Origin of the sequence: Cohnella sp. WQ 127256 (genome assembly GCF_024519285.1) — a bacterium.
Lineage (GTDB): Bacteria > Bacillota > Bacilli > Paenibacillales > Paenibacillaceae > Cohnella.
Genome location: NZ_JAMZCY010000003.1, coordinates 1 through 19,397, shown reverse-complemented (window position 1 = coordinate 19,397; position 19,397 = coordinate 1). Strand labels below are relative to the sequence as shown.

Below are 19,397 nucleotides of genomic sequence, written 5' to 3'. Positions count from 1 at the left end.
AGTTAACCAGCCACCTTTCCCATTAAATACACAACGGTGAAGATGAACACCCAGACTACGTCAATGAAATGCCAGTAAATGGCGGAAATATATACTTTCGGAGCAGTTACAACTGTTAAGCCTTTTTTCAAAACTTGGCCGATAACAAGTGCAATCCATACAATCCCGAAGGCAACGTGCGCGCCATGGAAGCCGACTAACGTATAGAATGAGGAGCTAAATGCACTCGTCGTAAATTTGTGACCTTCGTGAATGTAGTGTAAGAACTCGTAAATTTCTAGTCCTATGAACGCAAGTCCAAGCACGATGGTCACGATTAGCCAGCCAAGCATGGATTTCTTATTATGATTATGCAAAGCTTGAACGGCGAAAACGCTCGTTAAGCTTGATGTCAACAAAATCATCGTCGCAGCAAATACCAATGGAAGCTGAAACAATTCATTAGCCGATGGTCCATCTCCGATATTATGGCGCAGAGCCAAGAAAGCAGAGAACAAAGTTCCGAACAACACGGTCTCAGCACCAAGGAATAACCAGAAGCCCAAAATCTTGTTGCGGGCTTCTAAGGTTGCTTTCTCAGGCTCATGTGGTAATTGTCCTTCTACGTGATCGTGTGCGCTCATGCCTGCACCCCCTTCTCTTGATCTTCCGGTTCAATATGGAAACCGTGATCATCAAACAAGGAACGGATGACCATACACCCTAACGTGATCACAAGACCTCCAACAGCAATGATCAGATGATCGTACATAAAACCAAAACCCGCAACGAACAATCCAATACTCATAAATAGTGGCAAAATGGATGGAGAAGGCATATGAATCGAACCAATTGGTTCTGCAGGCGTCATAGCTTTCTTTCCTTCCATCTTTTCCTTCCACCATGCATCGTAACCACGAACGAGTGGAGTTTGTTGGAAGTTATATTCTGGCGCTGGTGATGAGATCGTCCACTCCAGTGAACGGCCATCTTCCCAAGGATCGTTAGATGCATTACGCGGCTTCGCCCAAGTAACAAAGACGTTAATGACGAATGCAATCGTACCAATACCCATCAGGAATGCACCTATTGTACTAATAAAGTTCATGTCGTCGTAGCCTTGACCGCCTAAATACGTATAGACACGGCGCGGCATCCCGAGAAGACCCAAGAAATGCTGGACCAAGAACGTCATGTGGAAACCGATAAAGAATGTCCAGAACGTAATTTTACCAAGTGTTTCATTGAGTAGACGACCGAACATTTTCGGCCACCAGTAGTGTAATCCGGCAAAAATACCGAAAATCAAACCACCAACAATAACGTAGTGGAAGTGAGCAACTACAAAGTAAGTATCATGATATTGGTAATCCGCTGGTGCAGATGCCAACATTACACCGGTAACTCCACCCATAACGAAGGTTGGAATAAATCCGATAGCGAACATGCTCGCTGTTGTGAAACGAATGGAACCGCCCCACAATGTAAACAGCCAGTTGAAGATTTTAATTCCTGTTGGAACCGCAATCAACATCGTCGCAATGGAGAATAGTCCGTTCGCTACAGGTCCTAGCCCTGTTGTAAACATATGGTGAGCCCAAACCATGAATCCTAGGAAAGCGATCAATACGGTTGCAAACACCATGGAGCTATATCCGAATAGACGCTTACGTGAAAATGTGCTGACGATTTCAGAAATAATCCCGAATGCCGGCAATATCAGGATGTATACCTCAGGATGACCAAACACCCAGAAAATATGCTCCCAAAGTACCCCATTTCCTCCGTTTGCAACATCGAAGAAATTGGCAAAGAATAGCCTGTCAAACATAAGCGCAACCAGACCAACTGTCAGTGCTGGGAACGCGAATACAATCATCGCAGAGGTAATGAAGATTGCCCATGTGAACATCGGCAGTCTCATGAAGGTTAACCCTGGCGCACGCATATTAATAATGGTAGCCATGAAGTTAATCCCACCGAGAAGTGTCCCGATACCGGCAATTTGCAAACCGATAACGTAGTAGTCGACACCTTTTCCTGTACTAAAGTCCGGTCCAGCTAGTGGGACATAGGATGTCCACCCTGCATCCGGAACCGCACCTGCAAACCAACTCAGGTTTAGAAGCACTCCTCCGAAGAAGAAAGTCCAGAAGCCTAGGGAGTTCAAGAAAGGAAACGCTACGTCGCGAGCACCGATCTGAAGAGGGATGATCGCGTTCATAAGCGCGAACAGCATCGGCATAGCCGCCAAGAAAATCATAGTCGTTCCATGCATGGTAATTAATTCGTTAAATGTTTGTCCATTAACGATATTGCTATCTGGATACATAAGTTGAATCCGGATCAATACCGCTTCTAAGCCGCCTACCAAGAAAAAGAAACCACCGGCCATTAAGTATAAAATTCCGATTTTCTTGTGGTCGACGGTCGTTAGCCAATCCATCAAGCCGCTATAACGCTTGACTTTGTGTCCATGTGCATGTGATGCCAAGGCCACGTACCCCCTTCAATTCCCGCTTGTTTAATAGTCGAGCTTATAGTCAGCCAAATACTTAGATATGCTTGACACTTCTTCATCTGTCAAGCCCGTATCTTCCGAACTCGGCATCATAGCGCCTGCTTTAACAGCTTCAGGATTTGTAATCCAATCGTGAAGATTCTGTTCCGTTGGAGCTTCATCATTGTAAAGAATACCGCCAACGGTCTGTCTGCCACCCACACCTGTTAAGTTAGGCGCACTATTACCGCCATTCTCACCAACAGCATGACAGCTTAAGCATTGGGAAGTAAATTTCTCTGCTAGCTCAGCATCAGCAGGCATAACCGCTGGAGCTTTCATCGCTGCAACCCAACGATCGAAGGACTCCGGACTAACCGCTTTCGCTTTAAAGTCCATCAGAGCATGAGAAGGTCCGCACAGCTCCGCGCACTTCCCACGGAAAACGCCTTCTTTAGGGAATTCTAAGTACATTCTGTTTGTACTACCTGGATTCGTATCCATCTTACCGCCAATAGCCGGAATCCAGAAGGAATGCTTCACATCGGCTGCGGCCAGCTCGAACGAAATGACCTTGTCAGTAGGAACGATTAATTCCTGACCTGTCGTAATTCCATAATCGGTGTATTCGAATTCCCACCAATATTGATGCGCTGTTACTTTGACTTGTACAGCATTCTTATCCTTACTGTAATCCTTGGCTAGACCAAATACGTCCTTGATCGTAGGTACACCGAGAATCAATAGCAGAACAAGCGGAATAACCGTCCAAATGATTTCTAACGTGTGATTACCTTCCACTTGCTTAGGAATGGTATTGTCGCCTTTGCGACGGCGGAATCGAATCAATACATAAATACAGATGATGAACACGACGACAACAACTAAACCCATGATGCCAATCGAAAGTTTCATCAAGTCATATTGCTTCTGAGCTACTGGTCCTTGCGGATTCAGAGCTGAGAGGTCTTCTCTTCCACATGCCGATAAAAGCAATACCAAACCTGTCAGCAACGGAAGCAGCCGCTTCATTACAGGCCACCGATTCATCATATCAACCCCAATTTACATTTTCATAGAAGCCTTCGTTCTTTGCATAAAGCCTAATTCTCGATAAAAGTCCTTGCAAAAATCAAACTACCAGTGAACAGGTGATCCGCATCACTATAAATATTAAGTTTGATCTGCCTTCTTGTCAATGTTCACAGAACAGTTCACAAATTGTTCTCAGAACCGTCAAAAATGCCGTCATTCTAAGGAATTTCTTGATTTTATGCTAATCTTGAACATCTCTTACGTCGACTTCTACTTGAAAGCCCTCGCGAGAATGAAGTCGATTGCCCTTCTTCATTTTTCCCTCCCCCTTCTTTTTGCCAATTCATCCGACTTTTATGTGTGCATATCCGTACATACTTTCTTAAATGCAGTATACCCTAATCCCATGTTGAATAATGAGGAGGGGTTGTACCATGTTAGCTCGACGTTCATATGTACTTATCGTAGCTGCCCTGATGCTTGGACTGCTAACCGGATGTAACTACAAAACCTACTTCCAAAATAGTAATCAGGATTACGGAAGCCGAAAATCAAATGATCCGAAAATGATGCAGGTTCGTTCTTACGGCAACACATCCTCCAATCCGAACCAGCATGACAATCGTTACTTCGAGTACAGTTCTGCCATTTCTAACAAGGTAGCCGCTTTACCTGGGATAAACTCAGCGATTGTTTTCCTGACAGACAAAAATGCCTATGTAGCGATACTTACTGATTGGTCTGCCACGGGCACTGGAGCAAGAGGTGGCCCTCGCTCAAATGAACAAAGTCATATTGGGTATTCAGCTGGAGTGAATAACGTCAGTAACGTTAATAAGGCCAATCCCCATGCGGTAAAACCGTATAATTCCTTATTTACACATAAGGACTATGGAGATTTATCTACGGAGCTGAGACAGGTCATCGGTACTACCGTTAGAAGAGACTTCCCACGTGCCCAGGAGGTTCATATTTCTGCGAATCGTGAATTTAATAATCAAGCTTTCGAATTTGCCAAGGCTTCATGGTTAAAAAAATCGCTCGCTCCTATAACTCCACAATTTAATGCTTTAGTGAAATATACATTCGGAACAGGGAATACTATCCCCTTACCACTACCCTTAACTCAGAAACCGAACCAATTGCCCAAATGATCTGCTGGCCAATGGTTCGGTTAGGATGTCTTTCTATTATTTCGTTAAAATAATTGGACCTGCAGATGTAATGGCCACCGTATGCTCGAACTGAGCAGCTAAGCCGCCTTCCATAGTAACCACTGTCCAGCCGTCCTCCTCGATGTAAACATCGGGGGATCCAATCGTAAGAATTGGCTCGATTGTAATGACCATTCCGTCTTTGAGCTTGCGTCCCGTCTTAGCTTTGCCAACGTATGACACCTCTGGAGGCTCATGAATAGATTTGCCGATTCCATGTCCTCCGAACTGACCTACAACACCATAAGAACCGATATCTGCAACATGGCAAACCGTTGAACCTATGTCTCCAATCGTTCGACCGGGCCAGCATTGCGCAATTCCGCTTACCATCGCTTGGTAAGCGGCTTTTCGTAGTTGATTAGCCTCCGCTGACACTTTTCCTACAGCATAGGTCCACGCGGTATCCGCCAGCCAGCCATTAAGCTCTACAACAAAATCCAAAGTGACCAAATCACCCTTCGCTAGCAACCGCTCATTCGGCAAACCATGACAGACGCAGTTGTTAACCGCCGCGCAAATGGCATAGGGATAACCGTGAAAGCCCTTCTGGGCGGCACTTGCACCATGCTGGTTCATGTAGTGCTCTGCGAAACTGTCCAATTCCAGCGTCGACACGCCTGGTACCACTCTTTTCCCAAGCTCCCGTCTAAGCTTTGCTGCTAATTGTCCTGCTTTTACCATCTGCGTGAGCTCTTCCTGAGTACGGATCGATATCCCACCGTTGGCTTTGCTCTTACTATCCTCTCCCATAGCACACCTCCTATATCTCTTATGTTTATTCCGTTATAGGGGGGTGCAGTGACTTGATAAAACAAAAAAACCGAAATGGAAAATAGCTCGCGCTATTCGCCATGTCGGTTATTTCTCTTGCAGCAGCTTAAGAAGCAGGAGAATTTAATTTAGTTAGCTCGCGTTCTACGAGCATCGTTAGCTCATCTTCATACCCACCGGTAATTCTGTATTTGCGGATGTAATCTTTAACGAACTTGCGCGGATCCTTAGGGCGGAAAATTCTAGTCAGTTCTCGCAAACTTTCTTGAACCTCGTTGTGGCTACGTTTGGCCATGCAATTCCCTCCCAGAGGAATGGATTCCGGATCGGAGCAAATCCCGGGCCGGAGGCGTTATACGCCACCTTGAGAACCGAATTGGGGTTCTTCCTTCAAGCCTCGATAATTCCACTATGAATTACGATATAGGAAAACGTTCCTGCACTTTCACATTATACCATTTTACTGCTGTGGGATAAAGTAAAAAACGATAGGCTCCCGTCACCATGGACATACGCATTAGTTAGACTGCTCAACCTGATCCTGAACTTCGAACCAATGCTCCTTACCTGATAGGGAAAATCGCTCACCTGAATGAAGTTCATAGCGAACCCCCGGCTTTAGACGTTCGCCATTCAGGAGGAACGTTCCATTGGAAGAACCGTTATCCTCCAGAAAAAATAACCTATTCTCTTCATTAAATCTTAATGTACAATGTACACGGCTGATTTCTGAAGCCTCATATGGAAACAAAATCACACATTGCGCAGGATCACGGCCGATGATCAGTCGACGATTCAGAATACGGTAGCTGCTGCCCGCATGCTCTCCCTCTAAACCGCATAATCTAGGCTCTGTCTCCTCCGCTAGCTCAGCTTGCTCTGGAGTCCTCATGATTTGGGTAACCGGAATTGTATAATCACTCAAAGAATGATCGTCATCATTCCAATCTTCATTGATATATTCATCATAGGTTCCTTCCGCTATAGCCTCATCAGCTTCTTCAACTTCATCAGCCTCATTCTCTGTCGCCAATATTGAAGCCTTATTCGCCCCTTTGCCCTTGGCCGTCATCTGTAGGAATGCAATCACTGCACCTACAGCTACAGCAATTCCTAAGCCAAGCGAGGCTAGCAACGGAAGTGTCCCTGCTTTAACTTGGGTTATGGAGGTTTCTACGGAACCCGCGGCCCATGCGTGAATAGGTGAAGCCTGTAGCCCAACAATAAGGATCGAAGAGCTTAGGATTGCCTTAAATCTGCGGGGCGACATTATCCCCGTGAACTTGAATGAATTCCCCCTTTCTATTTTTACTCGCTTACGCTCATTCACAACCTTCACCTCCGTTATCTGTCACAATTGGATTTATTTTTTGTAAACGCTTTCCTTAATGGTTAGAAAAATAATTCTAATGTTTTCACAGCTATATCTATTATAGCGAAAACAAAGTCCCCATTCAATTACGGAATTCCAAAATTTAGGTTTATTTTAGGTTTTCTCCCTCTTCTGATTTCTGATCCTCCTTCAGCTTACGTCGGATAACCTTCCCAATCAAAGACATTGGAAGACTATCCCGAAATTCGTATTGCTTGGGAACCTTATAGGCAGCTAGTCGATCTCTACACCACCGATCTAATTGCATCTCCGATACTTGCAAGCCTTCCTTCAAAACGATAAAAGCTTTAACCGTCTCTCCGCGATATTGATCAGGAACTCCAAGAACGGATGCTTCCTTTATTGCAGGATGCTCGAAGAGAACTTCTTCTACCTCGCGTGGATAAACATTAAATCCTCCAGCAATAATAACATCCTTTTTCCGTTCAACAATTTTGAAATAGCCTTCATCATCCATCGTTCCAAGATCCCCTGTCCGCAGCCAGCCATTTTGCAGCACGGCTGCTGTCTCTTCCGGACGATTCCAGTACCCCATCATAACTTGTGGACCGCGAACGGCGATCTCACCAACCTCACCTATGGGTAGTGGATCTAAGCTATCTTCCCCGATGATAATGACATCTGTGTCCGGGAGCGGAATGCCTACTGTTCCAGATTTACGCCTTCCCCAGACCGGATTGCAATGCGACACTGGAGAAGTTTCCGTTAAGCCGTATCCTTCGATCAGTCTACCTCCAGATTTCTGCTCGAATTGCTCCTGCACATCACGTGGAAGGGGTGAAGCACCGCTAAAGCATACCCGAATAGAGCCGAGATCCCCCTCCTTCGTTAGGGGGTTATTGAGCAATGCAATATACATCGTCGGTGCCCCTGGAAAAACAGACGGCTGACGTCGCCGTATCGTTTCCAGAACGAGTTTCGGTTCGAAGCGCGGAATGAGCAATAATGATCCTGCACGATGTATCGCTTGATTCAGCAACACCGTCAAGCCAAAAACGTGAAATAAAGGAAGCGCCGCAAGGTATCTTTCCTTTCCCGGCTCCAGTTGATAGCACCAATTGGTTAGCTGCACCGCATTGGCGATCAGATTAGCGTGAGTCAGCATAACCCCTTTGGGTCGACCCGTCGTCCCTCCCGTATATTGGATCATCGCTAGTTCCGTATCTGCGTCAACCTTTTCACAAATGGGTGTTTCCTTGCCCCGCTTCAGCAGAGAGGACCAGCGTATAATTCCGTTAGCAGCCTTATATTTCACCTTGAGATCAGGATGTTCTTTACGACGTTTAATGGGATACAGGACGTTCTTCGGAAAAGGTAGTCCATCCGACAGTGAGGTTACGACAACTTGTTTCACTTCTGTATGCTCTATCCCTTTGCTGACTCGAGGCATGAGTAGATCCAGCGTTATGAGGGTGGTTGCACCGCTATCTACAAGCTGGAGATTTAGCTCCCGTTCTGTATAGATCGGATTTGTTTGAACGATTACAGCTCCAGCCATCAAGCCTCCATAATAAGCTATGACCGCCTGTGGACAATTGGGGAGCATGATCGCAACCCGATCCCCCTTATTAACATTTAGTTGTTTTAGGGCATTCGCCAGCTTGTAGCATTGCCGTAGCAAATCCTTGTAGGTATAGCTTTTGCCTAGGAAGTCGAGTGCTTCATTGTTCGGAAAAGCATGTGCGGAATCGATTAAAAAATTAGCAATGTTCTGGTCTGGATATTCATAGGACGATTTAACTTGAAGAGGGTAATAGGGCAACCATGGACGATCACTCTCTTTCGGAGCCGTATCCTCACTCACTCTGCTCGCCTCCTCAAAGTCCGACATAGCTCTCAGCAGAAACGACCCGGGCAGAGATGCGTTTACGCAGAGCAGATAGATTAACGGACTCGAATCTGAGCAACCGCTTCAGAACAGATAGCTGTAGTCGTAGGTTTTCTCCTGTCTCCAAAGTCGCAAGTATCGTTCGAGCACGCTGCCCGGCTCTCTCGACAGCTTCCTCGGCGAATAGTGTGGTCATGTCAATTGGATGTTGCAAGCTTTGAGGGTCGGGTTCTCGTAACGCTAGCTTGCGTGCTCTTAACAATGCGCTCTCCAGTGCATAGATGTCGATCATGGCATCGGCTAATGCTGCTACAATTTCTTGCTCACGTTCCAGTCTCAGCCCATGCTTCTGAACGGCAAGTCCACCGATCATTAGAAATACTTTCTTGACCGCTGCGCATATCGCTATAGGTTTATCCAATGGGTTGGGCGCTGTCGCTGATGCTGCGACAAATGGAGAGGGGTTCAGTAATTCACGTTGCAGCGTTTGTGCCTTCTCAATTAACGGAAGCTCACCCTTTAAAGCACGTTTGAGAAGTGTCGCAGGGATTAACAGTCGATTAATCTCATTCGTTCCTTCGAATATCCGATTAATGCGAGAATCTCGGTAAAGCCTTTCGATCTTGTATTCTTGAATGTAGCCGCAGCCCCCATGAATTTGGACACCTTCATCGACGACGGCATCCATCACTTCAGAAGCAAACACCTTATTAATAGAACATTCTAAAGCGTACTCCGCGATCGCCTTAGCCGCCTGCAAACCTCCGTCTTCACCATCTAGATTGGCATGATTAAGCGATTCATCGATAAGTCCAGCTGTTCTATAAACCATACTCTCAGTCACGTAAGTGAGTGTATTCATATTGGCGAGCTTAGAAGCGATTAGCGGGAAGGAGGAAATGGCTTTACCAAATTGCTTTCTCTGATTAGCATAGGAGGCGGATAGCTGTATGGCTTCTTTCATGCCTCCAAGACACCCTGCCGCCAGCTTAAATCGACCGATATTTAATATATTGAAAGCAATCAGGTGGCCTTTGCCTACTTCACCTAGTAACTGATCAACAGGAATATATGCATCTTCAAAAAAAAGGGGGCGCGTGGATGAGCCCTTAATGCCCATTTTGTGCTCCTCTGGTCCAATCGTGAATCCCGGTGTATGACGCTCAACGATAAAAGCACTGAAATGAACGCCATCTACCTTGGCATATACAATAAATAAATCCGCAAAGCCGGCATTCGTAATATAGAGCTTGGAGCCATTGAGGATATAATGCTGTCCATCTTCGGATAATACGGCGGTTGATCTGGCACCTAGTGCATCCGAGCCGGAGCCTGGCTCCGTCAAGCAATAGGCAGCAATAAGCTCACCGCTAGCTAATTGCGGGAGCCAGCGGTTCTTGTGCTCCTGCGTGCCAAAGAACACGATGGGTAATGTCCCTATTCCGGTATGCGCTCCAACAGATAAGGCAAAAGACGAAGCTGGTGCTAGCGTTTCCGCAAGCAGCGTCGTACTCATTTTATCCAGCCCCAAGCCGCCATAAGCTTCAGGTACATCCGCTCCTAGCAGTCCAATTTCCCCTGCCTTGCGCATAAGCCGCACCGTTAATTCATAGTCCAGCTTCTCAATGTCTGCATCGCGGGGCTTAATATCCCGTTCAACGAAGGCACGAACCGTCTCAGCTAGCATCAACTGCTCCTCCGAAAAGTCCTCAGGAGTCACGCTTTGCGCTGGATCAGCGTCATCTACAACGAATCTACCGCCACCCCAAACAGGATTAGACATATTGCCACCTCCTTAAACAACCTCGAACACGCCAGCCGCGCCCATCCCACCACCCACACACATCGTGACCACGCCATAGCCGCCACCAAGTCGAAGTAACTCGTGAATTAAAGTCACCGTCAGTTTGGCTCCCGTGCAGCCTAAAGGGTGGCCAAGTGCAATGCCCCCTCCATTGATATTGACTAGCTCAGGGTCAATTTCTAGCCGATCGATGACTGGAATACATTGTGCTGCGAAAGCTTCATTAATTTCCCAAAGGGAAATCTGCTCAGTTGTTAAATTCGCTTGCTTTAGCACCTTGGGAACGGCTTCTATAGGACCGAGTCCCATTATCTCTGGTTGTAGGCCTGCAACGGCATACGCTCGGAATATCGCCAGCGGTTGAATACCTAGGCTTTCCGCCTTCTCGCGACTCATGACAACAACGGCTGCTGCACCATCGCTGTAAGGAGACGAATTGCCGGCGGTTACCGTTCCGTTTACTGCGAACGATGGCTTGAGAGTAGCTAACTTAGCTATTGAAGTATCCGCGCGTACGCACTCATCATTAGTCACTGTGAGATGGTTTGTTTGTAATTTCCCCGTGGAGGGATCTGTTACCGTAGCTGTCGTTAGGATCGGAATAATTTCCTCTTGGAACCGTCCAGCAGCGATTGCTTGTGCTGCTTTGCGATGGCTCTCTGCTGCGAATTGATCTTGCATCTCCCTGGTGATTCCGCAGCGCTTGGCGACGAGCTCAGCCGTATGTCCCATGCCCATATACGCGGTAGGCATCGCATCCCATAGTCCCGGATGTGGGGAAGGCTTGAAGCCAGTCATCGGAATCCGACTCATGCTCTCCACTCCACCAGCAACGATCGTATCTGCGGTTCCACTTTGAATGGCTGCCGCCGCTTGGGCAATCGCCTGTAGGCCGGATGCGCAAAAACGGTTCACGGTTACCGCGGGAACGTGAACGGGAAACCCGGCATGTAGCGTAATATGCCGGGCAACATTGAGTCCTTGCTCACCTTCTGGCATCGCACAACCTATTACGACATCATCGATGTCGGAAGGTTGCAGCCCTGGCACGCGCCGGACTGCTTCGCGAATGACTGCTGCGCCCAAGTCTTCCGGTCGAGTCTGTGCGAAGCCGCCCTTCTTCCCCCGACCAACCGCCGTACGTACCGCCGAGACGATGACGACTTCTCTACCTGTCATAGTTCTCCCCTCCTTGTGAGTGCTTTTGGCCTTCGTTTGGGGTGCTGGCTGCTGAGATGTTTACTGGTGAGTGTTTGCGCCAAGGCACTTTTTTGGCCTTCGTTGTGGCTTTTGCTGCTGAACTTCTCCGCCAAGGCATTTTTTTGGCCTTCGCTTGGGCCGTTGCTGCTGAGTCTCTCCACCAGGGCAGTTTTTTGGCCTTCGTTGAGGCTTTTGCTGCTGAGTCTCTCCGCCAGGGCACTTTTTTGGCCTTCGTTGAGGCTTTTGCTGCTGAGTTTCTCCACCAGGGCACTTTTTTGGCCTTCGCTTGGGCCTTTGCTGCTGAGCTTCTCCTCCAAGGCACTTTTTTGGCCTTCGTTGTGGCGTTTGCCGCTGAGCGTCTGCGCCAGGGCACTTTTTTGGCCTTCGTTGAGGCTTTTGCTGCTGAGCTTCTCCGCCAAGGCACTTTTTTGGCCTTCGCTGAGGCGTTTGCCGCTGAGCGTCTGCGCCAGGGCACTTTTTTGGCCTTCGTTGTGGCTTTTGCTGCTGAGTTTCTCCGCCAAGGCACTTTTTTGGCCTTCGCTTGGGCCTTTGCTGCTGAGTTTCTCCGCCAAGGCACTTTTTTGGCCTTCGCAAGTGAAGCTGGTTTGTTTAGTGCTCTCCATTGTTGGTTTTTTCCGCTATGGGAAGGTGCTGGTGTGTGCAATGCTCTTCATTGTTGGTTTTTTCCGCTATGAGAGGGTTCTGGTTTGTTTGGTGCGCTCCATTTTTGGTTTTTTCCGCTATGATAGGGTGCTGGTTTGTTTGGTGCGCTCCATTGTTGGTTTTTTCCGCTATGGGAGGGTGCTGGTGTGTGCGGTGCGCTCCATTGTTGGTTTTTTCCGCTATGAGAGGGTGTTGGTTGGTTTGAAGCATCATCACTGAGCTAATCAATTCAGTTTCGAAGTGGCTTGCCGGTCGCTAGCATTTGGCGCATACGGGCTTGGGTGAGCGGTTCACCGCATAAGCTCAGGAAGGCTGCCCGCTCCATGTCGAGTAAATACTCTTCCGACACAACTGTTCCCGCTGGAACATCTCCTCCTGTTAGCACATCGGCTAGCTTGCCGGCAATCCGAACATCGTGATCGGAAATATAGCCACTCCGCCGCATTGAGGAAACACCCAGCTTCAGCAAAGTCGCGGCTTCTCTTCCCCCAACAGTAACCTGCCGATTAACGGGAGGTACCGTGTAGCCGCGACGATCCAACTCAAGTACCGTTCGTTTTGCCTCAGCGATTCGTGCTTCTTCATAAATGACGACCGTATCACCCTCTCGCCAATAGCCAAGTCGCTTCGCATCATATCCACTCTCCGACACTTTAGCCATTGCGATCGTCTCGAATAGCTGGGAAATTGGCGATGTCACATCCTCTATCCCCGCGGCTCCTGCACGTTCTTGCGCCATAACTGCTGCTGCTAAGCATCCTCCTCCGGCAGGAATTAACCCCACACCTGTCTCCACAAGTCCGAAATAAGTTTCCGCTGCAAAAATAATCCGATCCGCAGGCAAGCAAGCCTCCACACCTCCACCCAGCGTCATCCGATGGGGCGCCGCTACAACTGGACGAGGCAAAATGCGGAGCGATTTCATGCTCATCTGGAACTCGCGAATAATAAGATCAATTTCCTCCCATTCCCCATTCTCCGCCTCCATCAGGAGCAACATCAGATTGGCCCCCACACAGAAGTTACGCCCTTCGTTGGCAATGACAAGTCCTCGCCAGTTGCGGTCTACCTCCTCAGAAGCTTGGCGAATAGCAGAGAGAATTCCCGGACCTATCGCATTGTGAGGAGAATGAAACTCCAGGCATGCCACTTCATCACCAAGATCAATTAGACTTGCTCCATCACCAACAAAAATGGTTTTGCCACGCTCACGTAACTTCCGCAAGGACAGTTCATCCGGCCTTTCCTCTACTGCCTTATATTCACCACGCAAGTAATGAAACAAGCTACCTGCCTTCCGTGTGTAAAAGGAGGTCGAGCCCTTATCCAGCATAGCGGCTACTGGAGCAGGAACCGCTACTCCACGTGCATCTAGTCGAGCCACCGTTTCCGTGACTCCAAGTGCATCCCATGTTTCAAAGGGACCTTTCTCCCAGTTAAAGCCCCACTTCATCGCCTGATCAATTTGAATAGCATTATCCGCAATCTCACCGAGCTTATCTGCTGAATAGCATAACGCTGCTTCCATCACTTCACGGGCAAAAGCCGCCAAACGATTGTCATCCGCCACCTCTAGCAGCGCCTGTATTTTCCCCATTGTCCCCTTGGCCATCTTGGCCGCTTCTAAGGCTGGTGAGGTAATCTTGCTACGAGGGCTGTAAGTCATCGTATACGGATCAAGTACTTGGATTCGATCTTTGCCACGCGCAGAATCATCTTTACGATAGAAGCCTCCCCCGCTTTTCTCTCCTAGCCACCCCTTCGATACCAGATCCTCGACAATTGCAGGTGCTGCAAAAGCTGCAGCCTCAACAGGATCCTCTATGTTCTCTCGTACATTGCGACAAACATGCAGGAAGGTATCTAATCCGACTAAATCCAATGTCCGAAAAGTCGCGCTATTCGGCCGTCCTAGCAGGGGACCCGTCACCGCATCGACTTCCTCTACCGATAACCCATGCTTTTCCATCGCCTGAAGGGTTACTAGCATGGCATACGTCCCGATCCGATTCGCAATGAAATTAGGTGTATCCTTTGCCATTACAACGCCTTTACCTAATCGATCACGGCAAAAACGTTCAACATCAGCAACCGCCTGAGCATCTGTATCCCGACAGGGGACGATTTCTAGCAGCTTCATATACCGAGGGGGGTTGAAAAAATGCGTAACCATAGCATTCCGGCGACATGCTTCACTGCAAACCGAGGTTATCTCGTTAATTGACAAACCCGATGTGTTACTGCTAACGATCATCCCCGGTTTCCATACGGAATCGATGCGCGACCATACGCTATGCTTCACATCCAGCTTTTCCGATACGGCTTCGATAACCCAATCACACTCTGATAGTAACCCCAAGTCGCGATCCAACTCGCCAGCCTTTATTCGTGTAACAAAGGAAGGGTCGTATAAGGGGGACGGCTTCGTTTCCTTGAGCCTAACTATCCCTTTAGCTGCCAGCCCTTCAAGATCCAGCAATAGGCAGGGCACACCTGCATTCGCCAAATGGGCGGCGATGGCTGAACCCATCACCCCCGCTCCAATAACCGCCGCCTTCCGCACATTCCACAAGTGGCCTCACTCCCCTCGGGTTATTTTGTCCGCAGCGCCGAATACCGACATCGCCAGCACTTCTGCCACATCCATTGCTCCCGTTCGTTCTTCTGCTCCATGCTTGCGTAAGCCTTCCTCCATCATCGTCAAACAATAAGGGCATGCCGAACCGATAAGCTCTGCTCCAGTGGCCAGCGCCTGAGCTGTGCGAACCTCATTTACCCGACGTCCGGGCTCCTCCATCCACATCCGTCCACCACCCGCACCGCAGCAAAGTCCCTGTTTACCGGATCGCTCCATTTCCTTCGTTGTAAGCTCAGGAATCGCGGTCAAAATCTCGCGCGGAGCCTCCGTCACCCCGTTATAACGGGCCAAATAACAAGAATCATGAAGTGTAAGTGTCCGCGAAACCGCATGCTGAGGAGTAAGGCGTCCATTAGCTAGAAGCTCCGCCAGTAGCTCCGTATGGTGCTTGACTTCAGCCTCAAAGCCAAAATCCGTATACTCATTGCGGAAAAGATGATACGTATGCGGGCAAGTCGTTACGATTCTCTTTATCCTGTGACGCTTGAAGGTTTCAATGTTAGAACGACATAACTCTTGAAACAAAAATTCGTCACCTAACCGTCTTGGCGTATCTCCAGAATTCCGTTCCTCTGTCCCAAGCACGGCGAACGATACCCCCGCTTCGCGCAATAATCGTGCAAAGGCAAAGGTCACTCGGCGGGCACGCAAATCGTAAGCGCCCATACTACCAACCCACCAAAGCCAATCCGGCTTTGGCTCATCTCGTAAAGTCGGAATATGCCAGCCTTCCTTGACGGCGAATTCCTCCATCCAAGCTGTGCGATCCTGACGAGGGAAGCCCCAAGGATTGCTCTGACGATCAATATTTTGCAGCGTGCGTCTCGCCTCTGGAGGCATCTTCCCTTCCGTTAGCACAAGGTACCGGCGCATCTCCATCAAAGGTGCAAGCTGCATGTTCCCTACAGGACAGCTTTCTTCGCAATGACGGCATGTCGTACATGCCCATAGCTCTTGCTCGGTGATCACCTCTCCGATAATCGATTGAGGCTCCGATAGTTGTGAGCCCTCGTGAATTAAGCTACCGGTCAGAAAACGATCGCGCTTCACCCAGCTCATCTTTTGCCACATCAGAGTTCCGTTCATGTCCATCGTGTCCGACGTCCCATTCTCCACCGTGCCGACTGGACGAAATTCCATTCCCTTACGTTGCAGGGTGTCCCGTAGCTTCGTCATCAAATGCATCGGGGATAATCCTTTGTCCGTATTTGCTGCTGGACACACATTGGTACACCTGCCGCACTCCACGCATGCGAACAGATCCAGCCTTTGTTTGCGCGTTAAATCTTCAACCGTGCTCATCCCGAACTTCTCTGCGGTTTCGTCCTCCAAGTTCAATGCTGCAAGCTTTGGGGTACCCAGCGGACGCAAGAGCCAGTTAACGGGTGCCGTAAAAATATGAAAATGCTTGGATAGAGGCACATAGACGAGAAAGCCCAACAGTAGCAGAAGGTGCAACCACCACGATATTGCATACCCTATCTGCGCGGAATACTTAGGTAGAACAGAAGCAACCGCAGACGAGATTGGAGCATAGCTTGAGGTTACCCAGCCCTCCCTCACTCGATCAAATGCAAGCGTGAATAAGACCGACAGCATTAATCCAGCAATCCAGATGAGCACTAGAAGGGGCTTCCATCCCTTTGGCAATCTCGGGAGCTTTTCCCCATATCTCCGATAGGCCCCGTACGCAACCGCTAGCAGAACTAAGGTAACCGTAACCTCCTGCAGAATTGTGAAAACGCCATTGCTCGCCCAAGGAAGGGATTTCTCCGTAACTCCTCTCCATAAAATATCTAAGGCGCCTAACTGCAGCATGAGGAATCCATAAAATAAAACCAGATGCATCAATCCGCTACGTCGATCCTGAAGAAGCCGACGATGCCCAAAAACCTGCCCAGCCGCTTGTAAAGCACGACTCCAATCGAGCTTCATCCCCCTGTCCGGCTTGCCGCCCAGAATAAGCTTGATTTTGCCGAGGACAATTAAGCTAAAGGTACCGATTCCGCAGAAGGTAACAGCTGCAACAATCCAAAGATTCATCGAACTGTCCACCCCGCTCCCCTTTAGCTATTGCCTAAATACACACCCCAACAAAGCCCGATCTTCTGAACCTTCTACAAGGGTCATACGATGAAAGTGACACTATGCAAACGGTTGATACTCGTAAATTTATTCCGAAACCTACCCCTCATATGCCCTAATCGGCAAAAAAGGACACACCAATCGGGATACATCTCCTATTTTACGAATCCGTTTACAAGGAGGATGCCTGTGGATATCGCGGTTTTGATCAAATCTGTCATTGCTACGGATGAGCCTATCTTCGTGCGAGACGGCAAGATAGACGATATTGGCGTGAAAAAGGTGCTCAACCCCTACGACGAATACGGTCTGGAGGAGGCTTTGCGGATAAAGGAAGCCCACGGTGGCACGGTAACCGTCATTTCAGTCGGAACAGAAAGGTGTATTGAAACGCTACGAACTGCCCTAGCCATGGGCGCTGACGAAGCCTTGTGGATTCATGTGAGGGAGCACAGTTTGGATGAACGTGGTGCGGATGGGCAAAATTCAACTCGGCTAAGCGCAGATGAGCATACCGTCTCTTTGCTGCTTGCCTCTGCGATAAGGGAGCGAGGGTTTCCGCTTGTATTCGCTGGACATTTATCTATAGATAACGGGGCGGGACAGGTTGCTATCCGTGTGGCGGAGTTACTCGGATGGCCTCATGCGGGGGCCATTGTTTCTTGCCAATTGGTGAATTCTGCTGGAGGCAGCGAGAACGGGGCGGCATCTGGAGCAAAGCTACTGGTTACCCGCGATGCAGAGGGAGACAGCGAGAGCTGGGAACTGCCACTCCCCGCGTTACTTACCGCGCAGCAAGGATTGAACGAGCCGCGTTATCCGGCGTTGGCAGGGATCATGAAGGCGAAGCGGAAGCTGTTAACCGAGCTTAGTCCTGAAGAGCTCGGGGTGGAGTTGTCGAGAGGAGCGGCTGCACCCCGCACCGAGCGAATCGGTTGCGACGCGCCGCCTGCAAGGCCATCTGGCCGGAAACTGAGCGGGGCGGCAAGAGAGCAAGCCGTGGAGCTGCTCTCCCTGCTGCGGAACGAAGCGCAAGTATTGAAAGAGAGGTGAGCATAGCGATGATGAGCCAACATGTTATAGTCGCGGAATGCCGCGACGGCAAGCTGCGTCGAGTATCGCTGGAGGCGATTGCCGCAGCCAAGGGCTGCATGGCGGACGGCGACAGACTCGCCGCAGTCCTGCTGCTTGGCAGCGACGGCGCGGGCGAGGCCGCAGCTGCCTCCGCCACCGCAAAGCTGCTGGCGCAGCACGGCACAGATGAGGTGATCGTCATCGATCACCCCAGTCTTGGCCGCTATGCGCCACAAGTGCATCTCGCCGCCCTGCTGGAGGCGGCGAAAGCACTGGCGCCCGAGGCGCGGTGGTGGCTGGGCCACACCGCAATCGGGCGCGATCTTGCCCCGCGGCTGGCCGCACGCCTCGGGGCAGGCCAGGTTTCCGATGCGCTCGCCGCCGCCCGGGGCGCGGACGGACGCATCGTGTTCACGCGTGCTCTGCACGCGGGGAAAGCGCTCGAGCGGCGCGCTTTCCTCCCGGGCTACCCGACGATCGTCACGGTACGCCCCAACAACTTCGCTCCTGCAGCTATCGTCGCAGGGGCAGCCGCGCCAATCCGCAGCCTACCGTTCACCCCGCCACAGTCGCACACAATTGTGTGCGATGTTGTCCGGCGAGCTTCCGGCACGGTCGACCTAGCGGAGGCGCGGATCATCGTCGCCGGTGGACGCGGCGTGAAGAGCGCTGCCGGCTTCGCACCACTCGCAGAGCTCGCAGCGCTGCTCGGCGGCGCAGTTGGCGCTTCGCGCGGAGCCTGCGATGCCGGTTATTGCGATTATGCCCTGCAGATCGGGCAAACAGGCAAAACCGTCACCCCAGATCTCTACATTGCCTGCGGCATCAGCGGCGCCGTCCAGCATCTTGCCGGCATGAGCCGTTCCCGCGTCATCGTCGCAATCAACAAGGACCCCGACGCTCCCATTTTCAGCGTAGCTGATTACGGTATCGTCGGCGATCTATTCGAAGTCGTCCCAGCCCTCATCGATGGGTTGTCCTCAGAACTATAGTCGCTCGTCTATTCTGTTGCTTTCCCTTCAAGCAGAATGACATCCATACGATTTTCCCGCCTCCTATCACGGTATCTCTTCCATCCCAATATCATCCTGAGCCAAAGGGATACCGTGAAAAGGCCCAAAAAGAGGCGTGCTCTCAAGCCACTACTGGCTTGAGAGCACGCCTCCCTTGTAAACCGATTATTATAATTGCTCGTTGGATATCACAGCTA

The 19,397-nt window shown here is 49.7% G+C and carries 16 protein-coding genes; 4 read left to right on the top strand and 12 right to left on the bottom strand.

Translation table 11 applies throughout. The features are described from left to right. Positions 1-2: 2 nt before the first annotated feature. From M1K58_RS10310 to coxB, 3 genes are all read right to left on the bottom strand, one after another. On the bottom strand, positions 3-623 hold the full coding sequence (locus tag M1K58_RS10310; protein ID WP_256758766.1) for a cytochrome (ubi)quinol oxidase subunit III: 621 nt from the start codon (positions 621-623) through the stop codon (positions 3-5). After that, positions 620-2,425: a cytochrome c oxidase subunit I gene (ctaD, locus tag M1K58_RS10305; RefSeq protein WP_256759028.1), complete on the bottom strand. Its 1,806-nt coding sequence runs from the start codon at positions 2,423-2,425 to the stop codon at positions 620-622. The genes M1K58_RS10310 and ctaD overlap by 4 nt, the downstream gene beginning before the upstream one ends. A gap of 78 nt (positions 2,426-2,503) precedes the next feature. Continuing rightward, positions 2,504-3,532 (bottom strand): cytochrome c oxidase subunit II, encoded by a 1,029-nt coding sequence (gene coxB / locus M1K58_RS10300; RefSeq protein ID WP_256758765.1) that lies wholly within the window; start codon positions 3,530-3,532, stop codon positions 2,504-2,506. 416 nt (positions 3,533-3,948) lie between these two features. Between coxB and M1K58_RS10295 the strand changes: the two genes are divergently transcribed. Further along, positions 3,949-4,668, top strand: a complete 720-nt coding sequence (locus M1K58_RS10295) for a YhcN/YlaJ family sporulation lipoprotein (RefSeq protein WP_256758764.1) — start codon at positions 3,949-3,951, stop codon at positions 4,666-4,668. Between the two features lie 36 nt (positions 4,669-4,704). Here the strand turns inward: M1K58_RS10295 and map are convergent, their stop codons facing one another. The 7 genes from map to M1K58_RS10260 form a co-directional block, all read right to left on the bottom strand. Further along, complete coding sequence (gene map / locus M1K58_RS10290; RefSeq protein WP_256758763.1) at positions 4,705-5,481, bottom strand: type I methionyl aminopeptidase; 777 nt, start codon at positions 5,479-5,481, stop codon at positions 4,705-4,707. Between the two features lie 127 nt (positions 5,482-5,608). Further along, positions 5,609-5,797, bottom strand: coding sequence for a hypothetical protein (locus M1K58_RS10285; protein ID WP_130605333.1), 189 nt, complete (start codon positions 5,795-5,797; stop codon positions 5,609-5,611). Between the two features lie 222 nt (positions 5,798-6,019). Continuing rightward, complete coding sequence (locus tag M1K58_RS29660; protein WP_256758762.1) at positions 6,020-6,832, bottom strand: FHA domain-containing protein; 813 nt, start codon at positions 6,830-6,832, stop codon at positions 6,020-6,022. Between the two features lie 151 nt (positions 6,833-6,983). Continuing rightward, entirely contained in the window at positions 6,984-8,699 is a 1,716-nt protein-coding gene (locus M1K58_RS10275; RefSeq protein WP_256758761.1) for a long-chain-fatty-acid--CoA ligase, read from the bottom strand. A gap of 13 nt (positions 8,700-8,712) precedes the next feature. Further along, positions 8,713-10,506 (bottom strand): acyl-CoA dehydrogenase family protein, encoded by a 1,794-nt coding sequence (locus M1K58_RS10270; protein ID WP_256758760.1) that lies wholly within the window; start codon positions 10,504-10,506, stop codon positions 8,713-8,715. Between the two features lie 12 nt (positions 10,507-10,518). Continuing rightward, on the bottom strand, positions 10,519-11,706 hold the full coding sequence (locus M1K58_RS10265) for a thiolase family protein (RefSeq protein WP_256758759.1): 1,188 nt from the start codon (positions 11,704-11,706) through the stop codon (positions 10,519-10,521). Continuing rightward, complete coding sequence (locus M1K58_RS10260) at positions 11,703-12,350, bottom strand: hypothetical protein (RefSeq protein WP_256758758.1); 648 nt, start codon at positions 12,348-12,350, stop codon at positions 11,703-11,705. The genes M1K58_RS10265 and M1K58_RS10260 overlap by 4 nt, the downstream gene beginning before the upstream one ends. Between M1K58_RS10260 and M1K58_RS10255 the strand changes: the two genes are divergently transcribed. Beyond that, positions 12,340-12,609, top strand: coding sequence for a hypothetical protein (locus M1K58_RS10255; protein WP_256758757.1), 270 nt, complete (start codon positions 12,340-12,342; stop codon positions 12,607-12,609). The two genes, M1K58_RS10260 and M1K58_RS10255, sit on opposite strands and share 11 nt — an antisense overlap. Before the next feature lie 10 nt (positions 12,610-12,619). On the opposite strand, the gene M1K58_RS10250 is transcribed toward M1K58_RS10255, so the two are convergent. Both M1K58_RS10250 and M1K58_RS10245 read right to left on the bottom strand, forming a co-directional pair. After that, positions 12,620-14,962, bottom strand: coding sequence for a 3-hydroxyacyl-CoA dehydrogenase/enoyl-CoA hydratase family protein (locus tag M1K58_RS10250; RefSeq protein WP_256758756.1), 2,343 nt, complete (start codon positions 14,960-14,962; stop codon positions 12,620-12,622). Positions 14,963-14,968: 6 nt separating this feature from the next. Further along, positions 14,969-17,071 (bottom strand): (Fe-S)-binding protein, encoded by a 2,103-nt coding sequence (locus M1K58_RS10245; RefSeq protein WP_256758755.1) that lies wholly within the window; start codon positions 17,069-17,071, stop codon positions 14,969-14,971. Between the two features lie 231 nt (positions 17,072-17,302). On the opposite strand from M1K58_RS10245, the gene M1K58_RS10240 reads away from it, so the two are divergent. Both M1K58_RS10240 and M1K58_RS10235 read left to right on the top strand, forming a co-directional pair. Continuing rightward, complete coding sequence (locus M1K58_RS10240) at positions 17,303-18,166, top strand: electron transfer flavoprotein subunit beta/FixA family protein (RefSeq protein ID WP_256758754.1); 864 nt, start codon at positions 17,303-17,305, stop codon at positions 18,164-18,166. 8 nt (positions 18,167-18,174) lie between these two features. Then, entirely contained in the window at positions 18,175-19,179 is a 1,005-nt protein-coding gene (locus M1K58_RS10235; protein ID WP_256758753.1) for an electron transfer flavoprotein subunit alpha/FixB family protein, read from the top strand. Positions 19,180-19,397 lie beyond the last annotated feature (218 nt).

Excerpts from the sequence above, each read along its gene's own strand:
- M1K58_RS10265 (WP_256758759.1), bottom strand. The coding sequence starts at position 11,706 with ATGACAGGTAGAGAAGTCGTCATCGTCTCGGCGGTACGTACGGCGGTT.
- M1K58_RS10310 (WP_256758766.1), bottom strand. The coding sequence starts at position 623 with ATGAGCGCACACGATCACGTAGAAGGACAATTACCACATGAGCCTGAG.
- M1K58_RS10285 (WP_130605333.1), bottom strand. The coding sequence starts at position 5,797 with ATGGCCAAACGTAGCCACAACGAGGTTCAAGAAAGTTTGCGAGAACTG.
- coxB (WP_256758765.1), bottom strand. The coding sequence starts at position 3,532 with ATGATGAATCGGTGGCCTGTAATGAAGCGGCTGCTTCCGTTGCTGACA.
- map (WP_256758763.1), bottom strand. The coding sequence starts at position 5,481 with ATGGGAGAGGATAGTAAGAGCAAAGCCAACGGTGGGATATCGATCCGT.
- ctaD (WP_256759028.1), bottom strand. The coding sequence starts at position 2,425 with ATGGATTGGCTAACGACCGTCGACCACAAGAAAATCGGAATTTTATAC.
- M1K58_RS10260 (WP_256758758.1), bottom strand. The coding sequence starts at position 12,350 with ATGGAGAGCACTAAACAAACCAGCTTCACTTGCGAAGGCCAAAAAAGT.
- M1K58_RS10235 (WP_256758753.1), top strand. The coding sequence starts at position 18,175 with ATGATGAGCCAACATGTTATAGTCGCGGAATGCCGCGACGGCAAGCTG.
- M1K58_RS10270 (WP_256758760.1), bottom strand. The coding sequence starts at position 10,506 with ATGTCTAATCCTGTTTGGGGTGGCGGTAGATTCGTTGTAGATGACGCT.
- M1K58_RS10245 (WP_256758755.1), bottom strand. The coding sequence starts at position 17,071 with ATGAATCTTTGGATTGTTGCAGCTGTTACCTTCTGCGGAATCGGTACC.
- M1K58_RS10295 (WP_256758764.1), top strand. The coding sequence starts at position 3,949 with ATGTTAGCTCGACGTTCATATGTACTTATCGTAGCTGCCCTGATGCTT.